We start from the raw sequence: 1,378 nt of genomic DNA, 5'->3' as shown, positions 1-1,378 counted from the left end.
ACTCCACGATGGACGGCATCTCGGACACCCGGACATCCTGCCCAACAACCCCACCAAGATCAAACCGGCCCGAAACGACCGACCTGATTAGTTACAAGGTGTCTAGCGGTCGCACAGATGATCTATTGTTGGATGTTGGAGTCAGAGAAGTCTGATGGGAATGGATATGCCATCTCAAGAAATGTCACCAAATGTTCCCCTCTGTGGCATTTGTGGGCGGCCTATGGAGGATGGACACAGCGCTGACGGACATGGTGCAGAGGATGGCAGGAGAGTCGAGTACGTCGTCGTCGGTAGGCGTGGTGGACTCGTGGAAGTCCGTCAAGCGGACGTAGAAGCGAGGATCCGCAAGACGGACGCTTCGATGCTGGCGCATAATTTGGGTGTCGATGAATCGACACTTGTGGGGCGCCGCTACAGTTGCTGGGTAGTGCCTGACGAATATGGTTTCACTAGAAGTGACTTCAAGCTAGTAAGCGATTAATGGATTGTTGAACGGAAATTGTTGCGGAGTGTGATGGGCAATGGAGTCGCTTTTTGAGGGCTTCTTGTGTAGTAATTCTTAAGGACGACACAAAAGTCCGGGATGGATTCGTATTCGACCGCCTTTTGTCGGAAATTGTCGGCTTGGGGGCCGGGTCGATTGGGGAGTTGCGAATCGCCAAAGAACTCGTGGAAATTGTTGAGCGGGTCGTGGGGGTGGCGGGTCCGGGAGCGCTGCGAGTGGATTCGTGGAATTCCGCGTTATCTGCGGATCAAAATGTGCGACACGGCTGCCGCGAACTGGTTGTATGTGGCGCTGGGGTGCCTGTACGGACGTCGGCGTGCGGCCGCGTTGCTGTCACGGCTGATGTCATTCGATCATGCGCATACGTAACTATCGATCCTAGGGTGGGTAGACCCGCCGAGTGCCGGATGTCGATGTTCTGTCTGCGGCCGGTCATGGGTGAATCGAGCGTTGGCACGGTTCAGCCTGGCGTGCGCGCGGGGCCGTAGGCCTTGAGCGCGTGCGCGCGGTCCGGCGTATGCCGGGCCGCTTCTTGATTACGTATAGCTTTTCTTAGCCAATCGGCCACTGTGTCGGTGCCGGGGTGGTGGTCCCTGGTGCGGCTACTTGGTCGGCTTGCGGGCGCGTCGCGGCTTCGCTGGCTCGGGTGCTGTCGCTCCGGCGTCGGCTGAGTCGATGCCGGTGTTGGCCTTGTACTTCGCGATGTCGTCGGCGAGGTCTTGGTGTGCGGTCTTGAGGTCGGCGAGCTCTTGGGCCAACCGGGCGTGTCTGATGCTCTGTGTAATTGATCGGCTTCCATGTCGAGGAGTACACAAGTGACCATGACTAGTGATCAGATGGCCGGACCGTTGGGTGCGGCGGTGGCTGGTC

General features: G+C 58.1%; 1 pseudogene. It reads right to left on the bottom strand.

The features are described 5' to 3' along the window. Window positions 1–1,110: 1,110 nt before the first annotated feature. Window positions 1,111–1,378, bottom strand: a pseudogene (locus AB0M08_RS47510) (hypothetical protein); the annotation flags it as partial.

This window comes from Actinoplanes sp. NPDC051851 (genome assembly GCF_040681165.1).
GTDB lineage: Bacteria > Actinomycetota > Actinomycetes > Mycobacteriales > Micromonosporaceae > Actinoplanes.
Note: the sequence above shows the minus strand (reverse complement) of the source record. Positions and strands in the feature narration are given on the sequence as shown.